The organism is Kitasatospora sp. NPDC089509 (assembly GCF_044749365.1).
Lineage (GTDB): Bacteria > Actinomycetota > Actinomycetes > Streptomycetales > Streptomycetaceae > Kitasatospora.
Window position 1 is genome coordinate 382,913 of the sequence record NZ_JBIVHS010000003.1, and the last position, 17,493, is coordinate 400,405.

Here is a 17,493-nt window from a genome sequence, read left to right on the forward strand (position 1 = left end):
CGCACCGCACCCGCGCGTCGCGCGCACGCGACATCGAGCGGGCACAGCGGTGGGAGAGTGGAGGAGTGAAGCCGCTGCCCGGTGGGCTGTTCGCCTCGACGGTGCCGTACTACGCGAGGTTCCGGCCCGCGTACGATCCCCGTCTGTTCGCCCTGCTCGGTCGGCGTTTCTCCCTGGACGGCTCCCAGCGCGTGCTGGACCTGGGGGCGGGCAGCGGAGCCCTCACGCTGCCGCTGGCGCCGCTCGTGCGGGAGGTGATCGCCGTCGATCCGGAGCCCGCGATGCTCGCCGAGGGGCGCCGTCTTGCCGCCCGGGCAGGGGTGGGCGGCATCGACTGGCGACTCGGAAGCTCGGACACGCTGCTCGCGATGGACGTGGGGCCGGTCCTGCTGACGGTGATGGGCGCCTCGTTCCACTGGACGGACCGGGAACGGCTGCTGTGCGACCTGGACACCCTGATCGAACCCGAGGGCGCGCTCGTGCTGGCGACCTGCGGAGCCCAGCACGACGACCTCGAACCGCCGCCCTGGCTGGCCGTGGTCGAGCAGGTCCGCCGCCGCCATCTGGACCCCGAACGTCTGCGGGGCTCCGGGCCGGCCGGGTACCCCGACGTGCGTCACCAGGAGGTCCTGCGCCGCTCGCCGTTCTCCCGGATCGAGGAGGCCCACTGGGACCGGACGGTCAGCCGTGGCGTGGACGAGGTCATCGGTCTTCAACTCTCCTACAGCTTCACCAGCCCGGCCGCACTCGGCCCCGGCCGGGAGGCCTTCGAACATGACCTCCGCCGGACCCTGAACGCCTTCCGCCCCGACGGCGGATCGTTTGACGAGTGTGTCCGGACCGAGGCGGTCATCGCCCTCCGGCCCCCGAGCTGAACCGGGCTGCTCCTCGTCGGCCGTACCGCTTCGCGACCGGGCCGGCTCAGCACACTGCCTCCGGCGGCGATCGAGCACCCGCTGGCCGCGGCCGTCGCGCTGACAGTGGCCCACCTGCCCACCTGCCCACCTGCCCACCTGCCCGCCGGCCTCGGCCCGACACCGCCGTGGTGCGCCGGGCTGAGGCCGTGCGGGCCGGAGGGTCAGTTGCAGTCGCCGTAGCGGCCGGTGCCCCAGCCGCCGTCGGAGAAGGTGTGCCAGTTGCCCCAGATGTGCTTGTTGCCGCACAGAGTCGTCTGGCGCCAGCGGTAGTCCGTCTTGTACACGGTGAGGTCGACGTCGGGCAGGAACTTCAGCGGGGGAGCGTAGGCCTGCCCGGCCATGTTGGTGTGGATGTCCATGATCGGGGAGGTGGTGAAGCTGCCGTCCGGGTGGTCGAGACGGAAGGACACGGGCTTCAGCCCGTCCTTGTTCTCGCCCTCGACGTACAGCGTCCCCTCGACGTGGAATACGTCGACCTGGCCGTTGCCGCCGGCGTCCGGCGCGGTGGGGCTGGGCGCGCCGTAGTTCCAGTGGATCTCGGCGTAGACGCCCTTGCAGTCACCGAAGTAACCCAGGTAGAGCTCACCGAGCTTGACCTTGTCGGCCATCAGCGAGACCGGGTGCGAGACGAGGATCGGCTTCGTGGACGATCCGCAGTTGCGTGCCTCGACGGCGCCGGCGCTTCCGGCGCCGGCCATCGAGAGGCCGGCCGCGAGGGCGAGTGTGCTGACGCCGGCGGCGATCCTGCCCAGAACGCGCATGAGTTCCCCCTGGGGGCTCAAGAAGTGGAGTGCGAGCATTCTGGTGGATCTGACGGGGCACGATCAATGGTTCGTCCAAGAAAAATATGCGCCGTTCGCGCGGCCCGGAGCGGCCCGGCTCGGCGCTGCCGACTCCCAGGTTCAGGCTGCTGTGTCACCGGGCATCCTGTCGGCCGGGACTGACAATCCGCCGGCCGCACCGGGGCGGTCCCGCCTGGGCGCACGGGCCGGTCCCGGCCGCGTCCGAATTGCCCGGCCCGGAGCGCGAACCGCACCGCCGCCTGCGCCAGGGAGGCCGACGACTCACCGGAGCAGCCCGACCAACCCGGTACCCAGGAGAGCCGCGATGGCAGTAGAGCTCGTCTACGAGACACACGCCACCACCATCGACAACGAGGCCGGCATCGCCACCGGTTGGCTCCCCGGCCGGCTCTCGGAACTCGGCCGCCGCCAGGCCGCGGAACTCGGTGAACGCCGACGTGCCGGAGGCTTTGCCGCGGTGTACACCTCCGACCTCCACCGAGCCGTGGAGACGGCCCGGATCGCGTTCCCTGACGGGAGGCCCCCGATCCACCAGGACGTCCGACTGCGCGAGTGCGACTACGGCGACCTCAATGGAGCCCCCGTCCCGCGCATTGCCGCCCAGCGGGCTCGCCGCATCGACGAGCCCTTCCCCGGTGGTCAGAGCTACCGCCAGGTCCTTGCGGCCACCGACCTGTTCCTCCACGACCTGGCCGCGCGCTGGAACGGCCGCCGGATCCTGGTGATCGCCCACTCGGCCAACCGGTGGGCCCTGGACTGCCTGCTCACCGGCGCCTCCATGGAGGACCTCGTCGAAGCCCCACCTGCCTGGCGCCCGGGCTGGCACTACACGCTCCCCGCCGGTTGGAGGCCGTCGGCCCGGTGACCTCGGTCCCCGGCCCCCGGTCACAGCATCAGCTGCGGGGGACGTGACCTGGGACAAGATCGGCGAGTTGTCACCGTCCTGCTACGAGCGCCCGAGCGCGGAACCCCGTTCGAGCGGAGCGACGTCATCGGCTTTGTAGAACGGGCAGATGAGAGCGGGGAGTGGTCGGCGATGGACTTCAAGGCGCGCGTGGCGAAGCTGGGCAACCGTTCGCGGGTGGCTGTCGCCATCGGGGTCGTCGTCGTGGCGGCGAGCGCCTGGGTGGTTCCGACGATCACCGCCTCGACCGCCGCTCCCCGTCAGGGTGTTGTCGCCGAGCCGACGGCGAAGGCCGGGGACCAGGACGGCACCCAGGGCAACGGCGGTGGCGGTGCGCAGCAGGCGAGCGGCGTGCCGGAGACCATAGCCCACGCCTCCGAGGCCGGCGGCAACGCCGTCAACATCACCATCGACGACGGCCCCGACCCGGTCTGGACGCCGAAGGTGCTCGACGTGCTCAAGCAGTACGGCGTGAAGGCGACGTTCTGCATGATCGGGCCGCAGGCCAAGGCCCACCCCGACCTGGTCAAGCAGGTCGTGGCGGCCGGCCACCGGCTCTGCGACCACACCGTGGACCACGACACCACCATGGACAAGAAGCCGGTCGCCTACCAGGAGAAGGAGATCCTGGACGCGAAGAAGATGATCGAGGACGCCGCGGGCGGCGCCCAGGTGCAGTACTACCGGGCTCCCGGCGGCTCCTTCACTCCCGACAGCCGGCGCATCGCCGCCGCGAACGGCATGCGGCCGCTCGGCTGGAACATCGACTCGAAGGACTTCGAGAAGCCCGGTACGGCCGCCATCGTCGAAACCGTCAAGAAGGAGATCGGCAACGGTCCGACCATCCTGTTCCACGACGGCGGCGGCAACCGTCAGCAGACCGTCGACGCCCTCGGGCAGGTGCTCGGCTGGCTGAAGGCTCAGGGGCGTCCCACCGGCTTCCCGGTCCAGTCGACCCCCTGACGGGGGCGGTACCGGCTGACGGACGCGTGTCGGGGCGTCCTCGCGGATCAGCGGATCAGCGGATCAGCGGATCAGCCCATCAGTGCATCAGCGGTTCAGGGGTGGCGTGAGCCGTTGTCAGTGGGGCTTGGCAGGATGTTCCACATGCTCGCCATCCGCTCTGACCAGCGCCGCGACGACCGGCCCGGCCCGCTCCGTCCCCCGGACGTCCGCGGGGCCTTCGAGGTGCACCTGACCGTGGGGCCGGGCGCCGCCGAGGCGCTGGCCGCGTGGGCGGCCGGTCACGGTCAGGTGCACGGTCTGAAGTTCACCCACATCCTGCTGGACCGCGGTGCGTCGCCCTCGCAGCCGATGCTCACCCTGCGCGCCGACGGCACGCTGGCGGAGGTCGCCGCCGTGACCGCCCGGGTCGGTGCCCGGCTCGGCCGGGCCGGGTTCACCGTCCTGCGGGCCAAGATCGAGGCCACGCCGTGGGCGGAGGGCGTCCCGGTCTCGGACGAGGACGCCGTGTCGCACGGGGCCGGCCGGTACTTCGAGCACCACGTCAAGCTGCTGCTGCCCGCCCCGGCTCCGACCCCGTCCATCGTTCCCGGGGCCGACCCCGCCCGCCTGGCCGAGCTCACCGAACTGGCCGTCCGGCACGGTGCGCACCTGTCGCGCAACCCCCGCCGGGTGCGCACGGACGGCCGGCGCGAGTGGTTCGTGACCCAGCGCTGCCGCCTGGTCGGCCTGGACACCGCGGGCCGCCGGCTTGAGGAACTGCGGCGGGACCTCGCCGCGGACGGTCGCGAAATCGCCTCGGTGGAGCGCGAGTTCGTGGTGGTGGACAGCGACGAGACGCTGGACGCCGGATGGATCACCGAGCACGGGCACACCCCCGGGCCGTACGGATGCGGAGAGGTGGAGTCGATATGACCGAGGACCAGCCCCAGCCCCAACCTCAGCCCCAGCTGGCCGTGGCGTGGGAGGACCTCCGCTTCGGGCCGTGGCGGGGCGTCCTGCTGCCCAAGCAGCCGCCGCCGGAGGACGTCCGCGAGGACCAGGACCTGCCCCGGAGCATCCGGCCGATCGACGACGCGACGGTGACCCAGCAGCCGGTCTTCGACCCCGCCCTCGCCGGGTACGCCCGTGCTCTCCGCCCCAGCGAACCCGCCTTCACCGACCCTCGGCTCGCCGAACGCTGGCTCGCCGCACGGCGCGAGGCGCTGAACACGGTGCTGTCCGCGGTCGCCGGCTCGCCGTGGGCCGAGCACCTGGTGCTGCGCGGGAGCGTCCTGCTGCGCGCCTGGTACGGCGAGCAGGCGCGTGAGCCGGGCGACCTGGACTTCGTGGTCCGCCCGGTCGAATGGACCCTGGAGGACGAGCGCACCGACCGCATGCTCCAGGAGCTGGCCGCAGCCGCTGGCAACGCCGCTGGCGACGAGGTGCGGCTGCACGCGGACCAGGCGGTCACCGACGAGATCTGGACGTACGGCAGGGTCCCCGGACGCAGGCTCGTCCTGCCCTGGTCGGCACCGGGCCTGCCGGGCGTCCCGGGCGGCACCGTCCAGCTCGACTTCGTCTTCACCGAACACCTGCCCGTCCCGCCCGAACCGTGCCGACTCCCGGGCGTCACCGGCCCGTTGCTCGCTGCGACGCCGCAACTCTCGCTCGCCTGGAAGATCCTCTGGTTGGTCTCCGACGACCACCCGCAGGGCAAGGACCTCTACGACGCGCTCCTGCTCTCGCGCACCGCCGAGGTCCCCTACGACCTGCTGCGCCAGGTCTTCATCCAGTCCGAGGAGTACTTCGCCTGGCAGCCGGTGCTCCCGCAGCAGATCTCCGGACTCTGGGCCGACTGGGACGAATTCGCCAAGGACCAGCCGCAGTTCGCCGAGCCCGTCGAGGAGTACCCGGCCCGGCTCCTCGCCGCGCTGCACCCGACCTTCGCCGACCACGGCGAGTACGCCCTGCGCGCCCGGTGGCTGGCCCCGCTGACCGAGGACCTGCGGGTCGTGCTGGAGAAGGAGGGAATGGCCGCGGTCCAGCAGTGGATGTCCCTGCGCCACATGATCCCGGACAACACCCTCGTGGTCACCCGCGAACTGCTGGACGGCGACCTCGACGGCGCCCGCCGCACCGTCACCGATCACCCCGGCACCCGGCCGGCCCGGATGGACTGGGCGGCCCGCAAGCTGGCGGAAGCCGCCGCGCGCTACGCCGACGAACTCGCCGACGAACTCGCGGGCGACGGACCGGAGGACGCCGACACCTGAGAACCCACCGCCCAAATCCGGTGGCACCGCCCTCCGGCCGGTGACTACGGTCTCGGCATGACCTTCCAGAACGAGTACCCGCCCCGGCTCGGTCTAGAGCCTGTTGCGAAAGTGCTGGTCACAGCCATTCGTTGATGGCCGCGACCAGCACGGTCGCCTCATAGCGGACCGCGAGCTTGTCGTATCGCGTGGCCACCGCGCGGTGACGCTTCAGCCGGTTGATCCCGCACTCCACCGCATGGCGCTCCTTGTAGTCCTCCTTGTCGAAGGCGGGGGGACGCCCGCCCCGGGAGCCGAGTTTCTTCCGGTTACGTACCTGGTCCGACTTCTCCGGGATGGTGCAGCGGATGCCCCGTCTGCGCAGGTAGGAGCGGTTCGCGCGGGATCCGTAGGCTCTGTCTGCGCGGACCTTGGCCGGCCGGGTGCGCGGCCGGCCCGGGCCGGTGCGGGGCACCCGGATACCGTCCAGGACCGGCTGGAACTGCGGACTGTCGTGGCACTGGCCGGCGGTGACGAGCAGGGACAGCGGCTTCTGGCCCTGCTCGACCGCCAGGTGCAGCTTGGTGGTCAGCCCGCCACGCGATCGTCCGAGGCCGTGGTCGGCCGGCTCGGTGTCGATGCCGCCGGGAGGCTCCTTCTGGAGGTCCCCCTTTTACGGGCCCCGGCCGCGTGCTGGTGGGCTCGGGCGATCGTGGAGTCCACACTCACGTCCCAGGTGATCAGGCCCTTCGCATCCGCCTCGGCCTGCAACTGCTCGAAGCTCCGCTTCCAGGTGCCGTCACGCTGCCACCGCCGGAACAGGTCGTAGACCCGGTCCCACGGCCCGTACCGCTCCGGGAGATCCCGCCACGGCGCACCCGTCCTGGTCCGCCACCGTATGCCGTCGACCAACTGCCGCCGCGTCCATACCTGCGGCCGCCCCGGCTTCTTGCCCACCGGCAACAACGGCTCCAGCCGAGCCCACTGGCCATTCGTCAGATCACCACGTCCCACAAGCCGTGATCATCCACGACCTTGATCCACTTTCGCACGTCCTGGAACGCAGTCGCGTCCCGCGTACCAGGCTGGGACGGCCCCGGAGCACGCCCGACAAGGTCCGCGCCGACAAAGCTTACGGATCCCGGGCAAACCGCACCTACCTGTGCAGACGCCGGATCGGGTGCACCATCCCGGAGAAGGTCGACCAGGTCCGCAACCGCAAGAAGCTCGGCTCGAAAGGGGGCCGACCGCCGGCCTTCGACAAGGAGGACTACAAGGAGCGCCACGCGGTGGGGTGCGGGATCAACCGGCTGAAACGGCACCGCGCGGTGGCCACGAGATACGACTGGCCGTGCGCTTCGAGGGAACAGTGCTGGTCGCAGCCATCAACGAGTGGCTCTGACCAGCACTGTCGCAACGGACCCTAGGGTGCGGGGGCAGGACATGGGCCCGTCCTCGCACCCTAGCTGTAGGCCGGGTTTCAGGAGCTTCACCGAATCCGTTGGACTGCCGGGTTAACCTCTATGGGTTATCCCGTCTTCAGGATCCATCCCATGTCGGCGAGCGTCTGGGAAATCGGGACGTACCACATCCCGTTGAAACACACCGGCGTTCGAGTTCCAGCGTCAGCGGAAACTCGACCGTTGCAGTTAGTCTGCTTTTCAAGCGACGTAATGGTTCCGCGGGCCCGGACCTTGCTTCCGTCTACCGAGACGACAGGTCCGCCACTGTCCCCGTTGATAGAAGCGATATCGTTCGGGTCCGTCTGAACGACCTGGTCCTCAAATTTACGCCAGATTCCATTAGGGCCTTGAATATGCCTGTCGACCTGAAGGACACGAAGGCCACAGTGTACCCCCGAATTTGCAGCGGTCTGACAGACCATGTCGCCTACATTGTTGCCACTGTAACCGGACACATTGACGTAAGTGCCATCGCTGGACTCATTCCACGGGCCGCCGTAGACGCCTGAGCCCGACGCCTGCTCGTTGAGCGGGGCGATGCCGATCGTGTCGTCCGTGGCAATTCCGTCCCCCTCACTGGCGTAGCCCATGTATTGGTCGCTGTACCAGGTCCTGTACGAGCCTGACCCGCAATGCCAGGCGGTAGTGACAAGGTTCTTGCTCCCGATTGAGGGGTTGTAGACCCCGAAACCCGTGGAACAAATCGTGCCGCCCGGGGTCTTTACGCCAGCCCCGCCGAGCCACGGCTCGGAATCTGCACCTCGCGTCAGGTCCTCGACCATTGCTTGGGGGTGGGCGTGGACTTCCACGCCAGCGATGGCAGATGCGATCGCTTCCACCTGCGGTGTCAGCTCTTCGGCGGAGAGCGCGGGACGGAATGCTCGCGCCTGTGGCGCTCGCTCGTCGTCCGTCTCGTAGCCGAGGTCGAGGCCGCTCCCGTCGAGCGACGGCCCGATGCTGTTGATATGGCTCGGCCTTTTCGCCGCGAGCGGGACCGGCTTGCCGTTCAACAGCAGCTTCTCGCGGGCTACATGGAGTTCCGACTTTGAGTACTTGGCCGGCACGACCTTCACGTTCACGCCTTGCGGAAGATCTTGGAGCACGCGGCGAACCGCCTCCGGAAGCTCCCCCTTCCAGTGCAGAGTTACACTGCTGGCCCCCGGGTCTACCTCGACTTCAGAGAACCCTGGAATCCGATCCCGGTTCTGTTCGTCCAGTCCTCCAGTAATGCGGTCAACGACCTTATCGAGAACCTCCTGCTTCTTCATCAGCTCGGCAACCTCGGGTTTGGCGGCCTTCAGCAACGTGGCCGCGGTGGTCCCCCCGGCCGACGGCTTCTTCTTGGGTGCGTGGCTGGGCGGCGTCGGCGTGGCAGTAGGTGCGCCACCCCCGGATATAGCGATAGCCGGAGCAACTGCAGAAACCGAGGCCAGTAGGGCAGTGGCAAAGATTATCCACGTTCGACCGGAGTTCTTTTTTCGAGGCATTCGATTCCCCCCAATGGGATGCAATTAGCCTTTGTGGGCAATGTTACAATCCGCACTTTACTGCCATGTAAATGCTTGGCGCACCACAGATAAAAGCCCCACAATCCCCCATGTGGGCATTTTCAGGGCGCGACCGCCAAGACTTTGCCATTCCTTGGCAATTGAATCGGGGTGCCGTGGGCGATGTGCCCAATCGGCGTCGGTTTGGCACCCGCTTGACTTCATACACACCGTGACGCAAGCATGGCCATGACCGCCGGGGAGGGCCCGTGACGCAAAGTACCGTCCGTCAGATGTCGAAGCGCGGACGACGGAATCGCTTGACCGCCGTGGCCGCCATAGCTGTTCTCGGTGGCGGGCTCGCGATCAACGCGTGGATCAACCGGGGCCCGGAAACGAAGGTCTACGAAGGCCCAGTGGCTGGCTACCCGCTGCTAGTCAGCTCGGACGGCCAGACCCTGACACTTAACATCGGCTGGGGCTGCGAGAAGCAGCCGCAGCTCGTGGCCCGCGAGTCCGCTGGCTCGGTCGAGATCTCCCTCCGGCACACAGTCCCCCCGGGGTTCTGCGACCCTGGCGGTACCGGACAGATCGCTATCCACCTGAACAAACCGCTCGGGACCCGGGCACTGAACGACGCCACCGGAAAGCCCGCCACCCACTTCGACGAGCGCAACCTCCTCCGGCCCGCGTTCCTCCCGGAGAACTACTACCCCTACCCCACCGGCGAGATGGTCTACTTGCCCGGCCTGGCGTCCCTTCCGACCGACACCCCCGCGTGGGCCTTCGGGTACACGCTGGGCACGGGACCTGACGTACACGGGCACCTGATTATCAGTCAGACCATCCGGAACAGCACTCCACCGGATGGCCGGGCCGCAACAGTCAAGGGTCACCCCGCGACCATCACGCACCCGGACTCCAGCGGCGATCCCCGTTCGCTGACGTGGTCGGACGGGACCTACACCTTCGTCATCACCACCGGCGCACCTCCACAACTCTCGGATGAGGAACTTATCCACGTCGCCGAGAGCCTCAGGTAACTACCAACGCCACGACGATGTCTGGTGGGGCAGTACCGCGCCTGCGCCTGCACGGGTCAGACCAGCCTGGCTTCCGGCCCACCGGCAGCAACGGCTCCAGCCGCTTCCAATGGCCGCTCGTCGGATCACCATGCCGCGCAGACCGTGATCATCCAGAACTTTAATTTACTTTCGCAACAGGCCCTAGTTGCCATGCTCGCGGACCAGACCGCCGCCTGCGCCCCGGCCCGCGAAGCCCTGCTGGCCGGCGGCGAGCTGAAGCTGTTCGGCCGCGCGGTGCCCGACTGGATGGTGCGCGGCATCACCTTCAGCCGGCTCCAGCACGCACGACGAATCGGCCTGGTCACCGTCGGCCTCGACGAGTCGGTCGAGATCCTCTCCCGACACCGCGACGTACCGCTCCGCACCGTCCTCCTCGACGCGCCGGACCGGTCCTGGTTCTTCACCCTCTACTTCAATGCCACCGCCACCGAACTGCTCGCCTGCAGCGCCGTCAAGAACCAGCCCCCGACCCGGAAGCCCACCCGGCGGCCCGGCCCGTAGCGGCCGCTACTCCTTCCTGCGCGTTCACGCTCCGCCGCCGGACGAATTCCACGCGACAGCGGAGCGGCGGTCGTGGACGATGGGCGGTCAACGGCGGTCGACGGCGGCCGGTGGCGAGCGAAAGACGCGAAGCTGGACGGGGTGGCGATGGTGGGGATGTCCCTGGCGGCACTGGACGCCGTGGTGTGGGACGGGCTCGCGACGGCGCATCCGTCGCAGCCGGTCGAGGCGGTGCCGCAGGCACTGCGTCAGCTCGCGCTCGCGGGCGAGGAGGCGACCGAGGGCGCCTGGAACCCGCTGTACTCGCTCATCACCAGGGAGGGCCAGGAGACGCCGACCGCCACGGCCGTCGCGCTGCCCTTCGTCATCGCACTCGCCGCCGACCCGGCCGTCGGCGCCGGCGCGCGGAGGACCCTCGTCGAGCTGCTGGTGGCGATGCGGGCGCCGTCCCTGGCGGGGGAGGACTGGTCGGGGGCGCGGGCCCTGCTCGCGGATCCGGACCCGGCGGTACGGCGGGAGGCCCTGCCCCTGGCGGAGGGGGTCGCACCGCTGCTGGAACGGTGGCGGGTGGAGACGGACCCGACGGTCCGCCTCCCGCTCCTGCTGCGCCTCGGCGAGGCCGTGCCCGGGGAAGAGGGGGCCGACGTCGACGCCGCACGGGCCGTGCTGGCGCAGGTGCTGGAGGGCGACGACCCGGTGATGTGGGTCGCGGCCGTGCACGCGTCGGCGGAGTTCGACCGGGACCTCCCGGTGCGTCAACTGGACCGGCTGATCGACGTGTTCTCCGACCCCGCGCTGCGCCCCCGGTTCGAAGCGGTCTGGTTCACGCCGGCCGTCGACGGCCCCTGGACCCGCGAGGAGCTGGTCCGGGCGACGGCGTGGATACTCGCGCCCGGCCCCGGCCCCGGCCCCGGCCCCGGCCCCGACGCCGACCCGGAACTCCGCTTCGCCGTCCGGCTGGTCGAGACGGCGCGCCGCACCGGGGACGCCGCGCTGTGCCGGGAGGCGCTGGACGTGGCCTGGCGGCTGCTGGTCGAACGGCGTTCCGTGGAACCGGCCCTGCTGCCACTGGCGGGCGGGCTGCTGACCAGTCCGGACGCCGCCGTCCGGTTGCGGGCCGCCCACGTCCTCGCGGTCCTGGGCCCGGCGGCGGCCGGGTACGCCGATGGGCTCGTCGGTCTGTTGGAGGACCGTGGGGGCGATGAGTTCCTCGACGGCACGGTCGGTGAGATCGCCCGCTGGGCACTGGCCCGGACCGGTGACCCGCGCGCCCTGCCGGGCCTGATCGCGCAGCTCCGCGCGCAGGAGGAGGAACTCAGCCGCGCCTACTGCTCGGGCGATCCGCGGCGGCCGGAGGTCGCGGACGTCCTGGTCCCGCTGCGGGCCCACGCGGACGTGCTGCTGCCCGCGATCCGGGAGACGCTCCGGCAGGACGGCGCCCCGGGTGGTGCGACCGGCGCGTTCCTCACCGTGCTGGAGGAGTGGGGCGAGGACGCGCGGCCGGCCCTGCCCGAACTCCTGCCCCTGCTCACCGACACCCGGACCTCGATCCGCGTGCTCAAGATCCTGTCGGCCCTGGGACCGGCCGCCGCCGCGGCCGCGGAAGCCGTCCGCACCTGCGTGGTCCTGGACTCGCCCGGCAACCACGCGCTGGTGGCCTGGACCACCGAACGCCTCGCGGACCGCGCGCCAACGCTGCAACTCGTCGGCGAGGCCGTCATGACAGCGGAGGAACCCTGGTACGGGCCGATCGACGCCCTCGCCGACTTCGGCCCCGAAGCGGCCCCTTACGCGGACCGGGTCCGCTTCGTCATGGAGAACGGCGAGCCCTGGGCACGGCTGACCGCCGCGACCACGCTCTGGTCGATCACCGGCCGGGTCGGGCCGAGCCTGCGGGTCCTGGAGGAGCCGGTGGTGTCGATCGCAGCGGGAGGCGACGGCTTCGGACTCCTCCGACACGCCCTCAGGACGCTGGTCCGGATGGGCACGGTCAGCGGCCCGATCCGGGCCGCGCTGCTGACGATCCGGCAGTCGGACCGCCGGCTGTCCGTGGAGGGGGCCTACCGGGCGATCATCCACGACGGGGAACTGCGCGACCTGGTCGACCAGGCCTTGGCCTGCACGGACGAAGCCGGGGACAGCTGATCGCGTGCACGGAGGAAGCTCGGCACGGGTGATCACGCCCGATCAGGAGGTGCGGTGGCCCGCCCGGTCCTCCGGCAGCCGCAGCCTCGCCAGGCTCCTCCGAGCCTCCGCGCGGACGCCGGCGTCCGCGTCCGCAGCGAGTTCGTGCAACTGCCTGACCAGCCGGTCCGCGCCCTCGGTCGTCATCCACTCGGGATCGCAGTCCAGGGCGGCGGCGAGTTCGTCGATCGTGCTGCAGTCGTCGTCGTCACCCTCGGCGGCGCGGCTGCAGGCCAGCAGGACACAGCGCAGGCCGGCCGTGTCCCGGCGTTGGAGCAGGGCCTCTGCCGTCTCCTGGGTGACCGCGGTGTCACGGGTATCCAGGAGGAGACGGTGGATGACGTCCGCGACCTCCTCGATGCCCGTCCGGGCGGCAAGCTGCCGCCCGGCCGCGGCGCGAACGGACCAGGCCGGTGCGTCGGCGTTCCGGATCGCGGTGCTCAGGTCTCGGTCGTCGAAGGGCGCCATGCCCCCAGCCTGCCAGGGAACCGCCGCGCTGGTCACTGCCGCCCCGGTCACCGCCGGTCGACGGCTCGGACGGGCTTGGCGCGCAGCGCCCGACGGCTCCAGTAGCCGGTGGTCCGCTCCAGCCACTCGACCGCGTAGCGGACCCGGGCGGCCACGTTCTCCTCGGGCTCCTGGTCCAGGACCGCGTGGGCGATCGGTTCCAGGCCCAGGGTGAGCGCCCGGATCTCGGCCCGGCGCCGCAGCTCCCAGTCGGTGCCGAGGAGGCGGGGATGCCACGTCTGCGAGAGCAGCCAGGCCGCGTCCAGGGCGGGGTCGAAGTGCTGGGCCGCGTCCCAGTCCAGGACGGCGACCAGCCGGCCCGACCCGTCCCAGAGCAGGTTGGAGGCGTCCAGGGCGCCGTGCACCAGGCAGGGCTGCGGCACGTCCAGGCCCTGCGCCTTCTCGACGCGCCGACGGGCCTCGCGCCGCCTGGCCCGGGGCAGTCGCGGGATCACCTCATCGAGCATCAGGTCGGCCCAGCCGTCGCCGCCCACGCCTTCGTGCGGAGCGCCGAGGACGTCCGCCAGTGGGCCGCAGTCGACCTCGCGCAGGGTCGCGAGCAGCGCCGTGAGCTGCGCCGTATCGACGCGCAGGTCCGGGCGTGCGAAGCGGTTGGCCAGGTAGTGGCCGTGTATCCAGTTCAGGGCGACGGCGGTGTGTCCGTGGACGACCACCGCCTCGGACAGCGGTTCCGGGACGTCGAACGGCAGGCCCAGTCGCCCCAGGCGGCGCAGCAGCTCGGTCCGGCGCGGCAGCGCCGCGGCGACGGAGGGCCTGCGCGCGATCCGGACCACGGCCCTGCCGAGCAGCCTCAGTTCGTCGTAGGAGTCGGAGGAGCCGTAGGAGGAGTCGCGCACGACGCGCGCCTCGTCCCAGCGCTGCCCCGGCAGCACCGCCTCCGCGACGGCCAGCAGCTTCTCGTCCGGGCACTCGCCCCTTCCGGTCATCCCGGCAGGGTAGTGCGGGCCGGTGAACGGCGGGTGAGGGCTCTGTCCGTGGCTCCGTTCGTGGCTTCGTGCGTGGCTTCGTGCGTGGACTCGTTCGTGACGTCGCTCGTAGACGCGGGCGCGACGGACGGCGCCGCAACCGACGGCAGCGGTGGTCGCCGGGCGCGCCGAGCCCGGTGACCACCGCGGGCGGCTCGGGCGGCCTGGGCGGAGCCCCCGTCAGGGGCGGCTCTCACCTGCCGTCGTCCGGTCCCAACCTCGGGATGTCGGCCGGAAAGAGGCTGACCAGCAGGCCGTAGGCCTCCGCGGTCGGACTCTCGCCCGCCCCCAGTTGCGCCGCCCGGACCCCGGTCGTCTGCAGTTCGGCGGCGTGCTCGCGGAGCCGGTCGGCGACCAGGGCGGCCTGCTCGGGGGTGAGCCAGAGGTGGCGGAGCTCGGTGTGTTCGGGCTGGCCGGGCGGTACCGGGCGCATCTCGGCGAGGGCCGAGTTGTAGAGGAAGCCGGCGGCCATCGTCTCGCCCTCCTGGAAGGCGAAGCCCTTGCTGACCAGTCCGAAGTACTGCTCGGTGCCGCCGCGTACCTGGCGGCTCTCGGCGAGCTCGATCAACCCGGCTTCCCGTAGCACCCGTACGTGGTAGCCGAGGGTTCCCTTGGCCATGCCGAGCGCCTCCGCCAACTGCCGCAGGGTGGCGGGGCGTTGGCGCAGCATGTTGACCATGCGGTGGCGCAGTGGGTGGCCGAGGGCCTTGAACTGGGCCGGTGACTGGATGACCAGTGGCGGTGGGCGGTCGTCTTCTGCCATGCCAAAAGTGTCCATAAATCTCAACGCTTTGACAAACGCCGAGCCCGGTGCGGAGAATCTGCCCCGACGAAAGCGTCGACAATCATCGACGCTTGGTACGGTCAACCTGAGCTCGACCGCACAGTGCGCTCGACCCCACCACCCGGCGAGAGGAACCACCCATGCCGCTGTCCACCTCCCACATCGCCACCGACCGCCCCGAGCGCTACCTCAAGCAGCTCGTCAACCACCTGGGCCACAAGACCAGCACCACGCTCGACTCCCCGGGGCACGGCACCGTCACCCTCGACAGCGGCGCGAGCTGCGTCCTGACCGCCCGTCCGGGACGGCTGGAACTGATCGCGGCCGCGGCCGACACCGAGGCGCTGCACCGGGTCCAGGACGTGGTCGCCCGCCACCTGGTGCGCTTCGCCACCCAGGAGGAGCTCACCGTCGAGTGGAGCGCGCCGGTCGACGGCGCCGAGCTGGAGCCGGTCCACCCGCTGATCGACGGCTACCTGCTCCGCCACTGCACCCCCGCCGACCAGGTGCTCGACGACCTCGCCGAGCGGACCAGGCAGGCCACCGGCCGGGCCGCCGGCATGCAGGTCTCGGCCGACGAGGGCGCGCTGCTCACCATGCTGGTGCGGATGCTGGGAGCGAAGTACGCCGTGGAGGTCGGGGTCTTCACCGGGTACTCCTCCCTCTGCATCGCCCGCGGCCTGGCCGAGGGCGGCCGACTGCTCGCCTGCGACACCAACGCCGAGTGGACCGCCATCGGCCAGGAGCACTGGGAGCGCGCCGGGGTGGCCGACCGGATCGACCTGCGGATCGCCCCCGCCCTGGACACCCTGCGGGCGCTGCCGGACGAGCCGCACATCGACATCGCCTTCATCGACGCGGACAAGCGCAGCTACCCCGCGTACTACGAGGAGATCCTGCGCCGGCTGCGCCCGGGCGGGGTGGTCGTCCTCGACAACGTCCTGCTCGGCGGCCGCTCCCTGGACCCGGCCTACCAGGAGGAGCACGACCTGGCGATGCGCCGGCTGAACGCCTTCATCGCCGCCGACGACCAGGTGGACGCGGTGATGCTGCCGGTCCGCGACGGGGTGACGCTGGCGCGCAAGCGGTGAGCCGCCGACCGAGCCCGGCTACCGACGCGCCCCCTCCGTCCGCGTGACGGCGAGTCGGACATCGCCGAAGTAGGCCAGGTCCCAGGCCGCGACGGCGGTGGTGCCCGGCAGGCCGGGCCCTCCGGAGGAGATGCCGGGCCGGTCCCACGGCCGGTCCAGGTACGGCGACCAGAGGTGCGCACGGAGCCGGGGGTCGCGGACCGGGGCGAGCAGGCGGTCGCGTTCCTGCGCCGCCTCGGTCGACGGTTCCCGCTCGGCGCTCGGGAACAGGTCCGGCGGAAGCGCCAGGACCGCTGCCTCGTCAGGGCCGGGCCGCAGCCCGTCGGGGCCCTGCTTCGCGCGGATCGCGGTCAGCAGCGCGTCCCGGAGGGTGCCGTCGGTGACGACGCGGAAGGAGACGCCGACCGTGAAGGCGTCGTCGTCGAGACCGGCCACGACATCGGCGGGCCCCAGGCCGTGTTCGGTGAGGACGGTGGCCAACTCCTCGCCGGTGACGGTGCGGCACGCCTCGGAGACCAGGTTGGAGTCGGGTCGTGCGCCGAACGCCCGGGAGAGGGCCGATTCCGCGGTGAAGTCGAAGGCGAAGACGGACCGGGCGAGGTCCAGGCTCCAGTCGAGGGCGAGACAGATCCGCAGCAGCGCGGGCCGGTCACCGTCGTCGCCCGGCCCCCACGTCCGCCTCAGCGCGTCGGCGGCGGTGTCGGTGTTGGCAGCGGTGTCGGTGTCGGTGTCGGTGTCGGCGAGCGTTTCCCAGAGCCATTGCTCGATGAGCGCCTTGTTGACGTAGTACAGGGCGTACTCGGCTTCGGGGTCGAAGCTGTCCGCCGGCCGGCCCAGCAGCACGGAGAACGCTGCCGTCAGATCCTGCTCCCAGAGATCGGTCATCCGATGATCCTAGTGGGGTGGCGCTCGGGTTCGGACGCCTCGTCGATCTCGCAAGTCCCCCTTCCCGGGGGCGAGTTCGGAGGCGGCCGCCAGGGTCGACCCGAGCGCCCACGCACCGTGCGGTCGGCGGATTCCCGCCCTGTCTCATCCGCCCGGCCGCACGGCCCGCGTCACTCCTTCCCGAGTGCCTCCAGCAGCTGCGGCAGGTTGCCGCCGGCCCGGGCGAAGGCCAGGTGGTCGTGGAAGTCCCGGCTGCTGACGATCAGGCCGTCACGGACACGCAGCACCTGGATGTTGGTGGAGCTGTAGGTCTGCCCGGTCGCCGGCTGAGTCACCTGGTACTCCCACTCGTTGACGATCACCTCCGGGTCGTCGGTCTCCCGGGTCACCACGTTCTTCGGGGTCAGCTCCACCGACAGGCTCGTGCCGAGTTCCTGGAAGCGCTCCCTGAGCACGGACCGTCCTTCGAGCCAGCGCGGCCCGACCGGCGCGAACGCGATCTCCACCACGGCGTCCTCGGCGTAGAGGTCCGCGAGCTCCGCGAACCGCCCGGCGCAGATGCCGTCGACCAGCTTCGTGAAGACCTCACGAGGCGACAGTGTTTGGGACATGATCAACCCCCAACGGGATTCGTCGCTAGAATCGGACTAGCGAATCCGCTTTCGACGATACGGACTAGCCACTCCGTTTGTCCAGGGT

The 17,493-nt window shown here is 70.7% G+C and carries 17 protein-coding genes; 9 read left to right on the forward strand and 8 right to left on the reverse strand.

The features are described 5' to 3' along the window. Window positions 1–65: 65 nt before the first annotated feature. Window positions 66–875 (forward strand): class I SAM-dependent methyltransferase, encoded by an 810-nt coding sequence (locus tag ACIP4P_RS08055; protein WP_400915897.1) that lies wholly within the window; start codon window positions 66–68, stop codon window positions 873–875. A gap of 203 nt (window positions 876–1,078) precedes the next feature. Here the strand turns inward: ACIP4P_RS08055 and ACIP4P_RS08060 are convergent, their stop codons facing one another. Next, window positions 1,079–1,678, reverse strand: a complete 600-nt coding sequence (locus ACIP4P_RS08060; protein WP_400915899.1) for a hypothetical protein — start codon at window positions 1,676–1,678, stop codon at window positions 1,079–1,081. 346 nt (window positions 1,679–2,024) lie between these two features. Between ACIP4P_RS08060 and ACIP4P_RS08065 the strand changes: the two genes are divergently transcribed. The 4 genes from ACIP4P_RS08065 to ACIP4P_RS08080 all read left to right on the forward strand — a co-directional run bounded on the left by ACIP4P_RS08065 (window position 2,025) and on the right by ACIP4P_RS08080 (window position 5,842). Further along, window positions 2,025–2,585: a histidine phosphatase family protein gene (locus tag ACIP4P_RS08065; RefSeq protein ID WP_400915900.1), complete on the forward strand. Its 561-nt coding sequence runs from the start codon at window positions 2,025–2,027 to the stop codon at window positions 2,583–2,585. Window positions 2,586–2,756: 171 nt separating this feature from the next. Then, window positions 2,757–3,587, forward strand: coding sequence for a polysaccharide deacetylase family protein (locus ACIP4P_RS08070; RefSeq protein WP_400915902.1), 831 nt, complete (start codon window positions 2,757–2,759; stop codon window positions 3,585–3,587). A 144-nt stretch (window positions 3,588–3,731) separates the two neighbouring features. Continuing rightward, the gene (locus tag ACIP4P_RS08075; RefSeq protein ID WP_400915903.1) at window positions 3,732–4,502 is read left to right on the forward strand and encodes a hypothetical protein; all 771 of its coding nucleotides are present in this window, start codon (window positions 3,732–3,734) and stop codon (window positions 4,500–4,502) included. Continuing rightward, entirely contained in the window at window positions 4,499–5,842 is a 1,344-nt protein-coding gene (locus ACIP4P_RS08080) for a nucleotidyl transferase AbiEii/AbiGii toxin family protein (RefSeq protein ID WP_400915905.1), read from the forward strand. Before ACIP4P_RS08075 ends, ACIP4P_RS08080 begins: the two co-directional genes overlap by 4 nt. 118 nt (window positions 5,843–5,960) lie before the next feature. Here the strand turns inward: ACIP4P_RS08080 and ACIP4P_RS08085 are convergent. Both ACIP4P_RS08085 and ACIP4P_RS08090 read right to left on the reverse strand, forming a co-directional pair. After that, window positions 5,961–6,835 (reverse strand): IS5 family transposase gene (locus ACIP4P_RS08085; RefSeq protein ID WP_400915907.1). Its coding sequence is split into 2 segments (ribosomal slippage): window positions 5,961–6,446 and window positions 6,449–6,835, totalling 873 coding nucleotides; the frame shifts between segments, so codons are not numbered across the junction. A gap of 514 nt (window positions 6,836–7,349) precedes the next feature. Then, complete coding sequence (locus ACIP4P_RS08090) at window positions 7,350–8,552, reverse strand: hypothetical protein (protein WP_400915909.1); 1,203 nt, start codon at window positions 8,550–8,552, stop codon at window positions 7,350–7,352. A gap of 512 nt (window positions 8,553–9,064) precedes the next feature. Here ACIP4P_RS08090 and ACIP4P_RS08095 point away from each other — a divergent pair. The 3 genes from ACIP4P_RS08095 (at window position 9,065) to ACIP4P_RS08105 (ending at window position 12,502) form a co-directional block, all read left to right on the forward strand. Continuing rightward, window positions 9,065–9,814, forward strand: a complete 750-nt coding sequence (locus ACIP4P_RS08095; protein ID WP_400915911.1) for a hypothetical protein — start codon at window positions 9,065–9,067, stop codon at window positions 9,812–9,814. Window positions 9,815–9,958: 144 nt separating this feature from the next. Further along, window positions 9,959–10,357: a hypothetical protein gene (locus ACIP4P_RS08100; protein ID WP_400915913.1), complete on the forward strand. Its 399-nt coding sequence runs from the start codon at window positions 9,959–9,961 to the stop codon at window positions 10,355–10,357. A gap of 147 nt (window positions 10,358–10,504) precedes the next feature. Further along, a complete protein-coding gene (locus ACIP4P_RS08105; protein ID WP_400915914.1) occupies window positions 10,505–12,502 on the forward strand; it encodes a hypothetical protein in 1,998 nt (665 codons plus the stop codon). A gap of 42 nt (window positions 12,503–12,544) precedes the next feature. On the opposite strand, the gene ACIP4P_RS08110 is transcribed toward ACIP4P_RS08105, so the two are convergent. From ACIP4P_RS08110 to ACIP4P_RS08120, 3 genes are all read right to left on the reverse strand, one after another. Then, window positions 12,545–13,009: a hypothetical protein gene (locus tag ACIP4P_RS08110; RefSeq protein WP_400915916.1), complete on the reverse strand. Its 465-nt coding sequence runs from the start codon at window positions 13,007–13,009 to the stop codon at window positions 12,545–12,547. Between the two features lie 47 nt (window positions 13,010–13,056). Continuing rightward, the gene (locus ACIP4P_RS08115) at window positions 13,057–13,995 is read right to left on the reverse strand and encodes a phosphotransferase (protein WP_400915918.1); all 939 of its coding nucleotides are present in this window, start codon (window positions 13,993–13,995) and stop codon (window positions 13,057–13,059) included. A 232-nt stretch (window positions 13,996–14,227) separates the two neighbouring features. Continuing rightward, window positions 14,228–14,797: an ArsR/SmtB family transcription factor gene (locus tag ACIP4P_RS08120; RefSeq protein WP_400915919.1), complete on the reverse strand. Its 570-nt coding sequence runs from the start codon at window positions 14,795–14,797 to the stop codon at window positions 14,228–14,230. Between the two features lie 161 nt (window positions 14,798–14,958). On the opposite strand from ACIP4P_RS08120, the gene ACIP4P_RS08125 reads away from it, so the two are divergent. Further along, window positions 14,959–15,909, forward strand: coding sequence for a DUF2218 domain-containing protein (locus ACIP4P_RS08125; RefSeq protein ID WP_400915921.1), 951 nt, complete (start codon window positions 14,959–14,961; stop codon window positions 15,907–15,909). A gap of 18 nt (window positions 15,910–15,927) precedes the next feature. On the opposite strand, the gene ACIP4P_RS08130 is transcribed toward ACIP4P_RS08125, so the two are convergent. Next, window positions 15,928–16,794, reverse strand: a complete 867-nt coding sequence (locus tag ACIP4P_RS08130) for a hypothetical protein (RefSeq protein WP_400915923.1) — start codon at window positions 16,792–16,794, stop codon at window positions 15,928–15,930. A 170-nt stretch (window positions 16,795–16,964) separates the two neighbouring features. Further along, the gene (locus tag ACIP4P_RS08135) at window positions 16,965–17,405 is read right to left on the reverse strand and encodes a nuclear transport factor 2 family protein (protein WP_400915925.1); all 441 of its coding nucleotides are present in this window, start codon (window positions 17,403–17,405) and stop codon (window positions 16,965–16,967) included. Between the last annotated feature and the right edge of the window lie 88 nt (window positions 17,406–17,493).

Bases quoted from the DNA above. Each gene is read 5' to 3' on its own strand.
- ACIP4P_RS08060 (WP_400915899.1), bottom strand. From the start codon at position 1,678: ATGCGCGTTCTGGGCAGGATCGCCGCCGGCGTCAGCACACTCGCCCTC.
- ACIP4P_RS08065 (WP_400915900.1), top strand. From the start codon at position 2,025: ATGGCAGTAGAGCTCGTCTACGAGACACACGCCACCACCATCGACAAC.
- ACIP4P_RS08070 (WP_400915902.1), top strand. From the start codon at position 2,757: ATGGACTTCAAGGCGCGCGTGGCGAAGCTGGGCAACCGTTCGCGGGTG.
- ACIP4P_RS08075 (WP_400915903.1), top strand. From the start codon at position 3,732: ATGCTCGCCATCCGCTCTGACCAGCGCCGCGACGACCGGCCCGGCCCG.
- ACIP4P_RS08080 (WP_400915905.1), top strand. From the start codon at position 4,499: ATGACCGAGGACCAGCCCCAGCCCCAACCTCAGCCCCAGCTGGCCGTG.
- ACIP4P_RS08090 (WP_400915909.1), bottom strand. From the start codon at position 8,552: ATGAAGAAGCAGGAGGTTCTCGATAAGGTCGTTGACCGCATTACTGGA.
- ACIP4P_RS08095 (WP_400915911.1), top strand. From the start codon at position 9,065: ATGTCGAAGCGCGGACGACGGAATCGCTTGACCGCCGTGGCCGCCATA.
- ACIP4P_RS08105 (WP_400915914.1), top strand. From the start codon at position 10,505: ATGGTGGGGATGTCCCTGGCGGCACTGGACGCCGTGGTGTGGGACGGG.
- ACIP4P_RS08110 (WP_400915916.1), bottom strand. From the start codon at position 13,009: ATGGCGCCCTTCGACGACCGAGACCTGAGCACCGCGATCCGGAACGCC.
- ACIP4P_RS08115 (WP_400915918.1), bottom strand. From the start codon at position 13,995: ATGACCGGAAGGGGCGAGTGCCCGGACGAGAAGCTGCTGGCCGTCGCG.
- ACIP4P_RS08120 (WP_400915919.1), bottom strand. From the start codon at position 14,797: ATGGCAGAAGACGACCGCCCACCGCCACTGGTCATCCAGTCACCGGCC.
- ACIP4P_RS08125 (WP_400915921.1), top strand. From the start codon at position 14,959: ATGCCGCTGTCCACCTCCCACATCGCCACCGACCGCCCCGAGCGCTAC.
- ACIP4P_RS08130 (WP_400915923.1), bottom strand. From the start codon at position 16,794: ATGACCGATCTCTGGGAGCAGGATCTGACGGCAGCGTTCTCCGTGCTG.
- ACIP4P_RS08135 (WP_400915925.1), bottom strand. From the start codon at position 17,405: ATGTCCCAAACACTGTCGCCTCGTGAGGTCTTCACGAAGCTGGTCGAC.